We start from the raw sequence: 1,837 nt of genomic DNA on the forward strand, positions 1-1,837 counted from the left end.
CATGTGACATCATCTCCCGGCGGATGTGTTATGCCAAGGATCGTGGATTGACTCTTTCCGGTATACAATGTCTGGAGGAATGGCTGTTCATCCGGCACCAGCCTGGTCTTCTGTTCAGTGAAGAATTGCAATCTGCCATCATGCAGAATACTCCCCATTAATTCATGAAGGGGAATGTTCAGGATAGCTGCTGCTGCCGGGTTTGCCTCAATCACTCTCCCCTCATGATCCTGATATATCACTCCCTGCTCCATCGTTTCAAAGAGGATCCGGTACCGCTCGTTCTGATCCCGGAGTGCTGAAGCAGCCCGCTTTCCTTGAACAACAGTTCTGACCTTCTGGGCCAGTTCAGCAAACTGCGCTCGTATTTCGCCCCCTTTCTGAACATAACCATCAGCGCCCAGTTCAAAGGATGCAATTACTACTTCTTCTCTTCCCTTTCCGGTAAACACAATAAAGGGGGTCTGGTCTCCCCTTTGTCTGATGGCTGACAGGAGGTCCAGACCACTCATCTTCTCCATCTCATAATCGGCAATGATAACATCATATGTGCCGGCTGAAATTTTATCAAGTGCCTGCTCGACTGATTCTGCAATATCCACCTGAAAAGAGTAATATCTGGTCAGATACTCACGGGTAGCATTGAGGACGATCTCTTCGTCATCAACAAGGAGTATGTTCAGATTGTCGGATGATATCCGGTCAGCGTGATTCATGATATCAGGAGTGGTTTTATCTGGATTGCAATCTCTCCGTTTTCGTGAACTAATTTCTTTACAGAGTCTGATAGAGCGATATTCCTATACATACACTTTCAGGAAGACTTCGTAGTGGTACAGAGGATGGATGGCACCTGATGAGGTTTTAGCGCTCTGATAATAAGGAAGTTACTGTTCTCAATTTCTATACCCTGTCAAACACTCTTTTTTACAATCTTCCTCCAGGGATAGGTTTGGCTTTTATCAACCGATAGGGGTAAGTTTATGAATGTACAAATCAAGTATCAGCAGAGGACATATCATGGCAACCTATAGTGTTGAAGCCCAGGCAGCCTTAAATGAAGAAGGACCGGCAATACAGGCTCCCGTTCAGGCGACGTCACGGATCAGGACAAAAGGGGCCGGGACCATCCAGGTCGTAGAATTTATCCTTGGCAACGAACTGTTTGCAATCGATCTCTTCGATACGAGGGAGGTGATAACTCAGACTGAAGTGACACCCCTTCCGAATACTCCCCCCTATCTGAAAGGAATCATCGACCTTCGGGGTATGATAACGACCATCATCGATTTAAAAGATCTCATGCATATTACCACCGAATCGTCTGGAAAGAAAAAGTCCCGTATCATAGTGCTGGATCGTTCAATAACCGAAAAACCCATCGGCATTCTGGTTGATGATGTCTTCTCGGTTACTACCTATGGGAATGAAGATATTGACAAGGAGAACACCTCATCACAGAAGACTCACCGCGATATTCTTGGAGTGATCCGGAAAAAGACAAAAACGACCGGAGAGAAGGATAAAAGCGGGCTTGTTGTCTGGCTTGATATCAGGACCATGATAGAAAAAATCGCATCAGAACTCTAAGCAGAGAAGATATGTATCTTGTCAACATTTTGGATCTGCGATCAGGATCTGGTCTGAAGCAAACCCTGACATTTCCAGATCCCAGCTCTTTTATCACATAATGATGTCCCCGCCAGGCGGGATCACTGGCTTCACACGGGTTTCTGTTTTTTTTGCATGGCATTACTGATTTGTATATCTGAATGGCCGGAAAATAAGGATTTTATCCAAAACCGATACAATGGATTTGATAATCTGAAAAAAGAGG

The 1,837-nt window shown here is 45.2% G+C and carries 2 protein-coding genes; one reads left to right on the top strand and one right to left on the bottom strand.

Annotated elements, in window-relative coordinates; translation table 11 throughout:
- On the bottom strand, positions 1-716 hold a 716-nt coding region (locus PLA23_RS13060), incomplete at its 3' end, for a response regulator (RefSeq protein WP_324475479.1).
- Between the two features lie 304 nt (positions 717-1,020).
- Between PLA23_RS13060 and PLA23_RS13065 the strand changes: the two genes are divergently transcribed.
- The gene (locus PLA23_RS13065; RefSeq protein ID WP_324328900.1) at positions 1,021-1,590 is read left to right on the top strand and encodes a chemotaxis protein CheW; all 570 of its coding nucleotides are present in this window, start codon (positions 1,021-1,023) and stop codon (positions 1,588-1,590) included.
- Positions 1,591-1,837: the final 247 nt, after the last annotated feature.

Origin of the sequence: Methanospirillum sp. (assembly GCF_035406105.1) — an archaeon.
Lineage (GTDB): Archaea > Halobacteriota > Methanomicrobia > Methanomicrobiales > Methanospirillaceae > Methanospirillum.

Bases quoted from the DNA above. Each gene is read 5' to 3' on its own strand.
- PLA23_RS13065 (WP_324328900.1), top strand. From the start codon at position 1,021: ATGGCAACCTATAGTGTTGAAGCCCAGGCAGCCTTAAATGAAGAAGGA.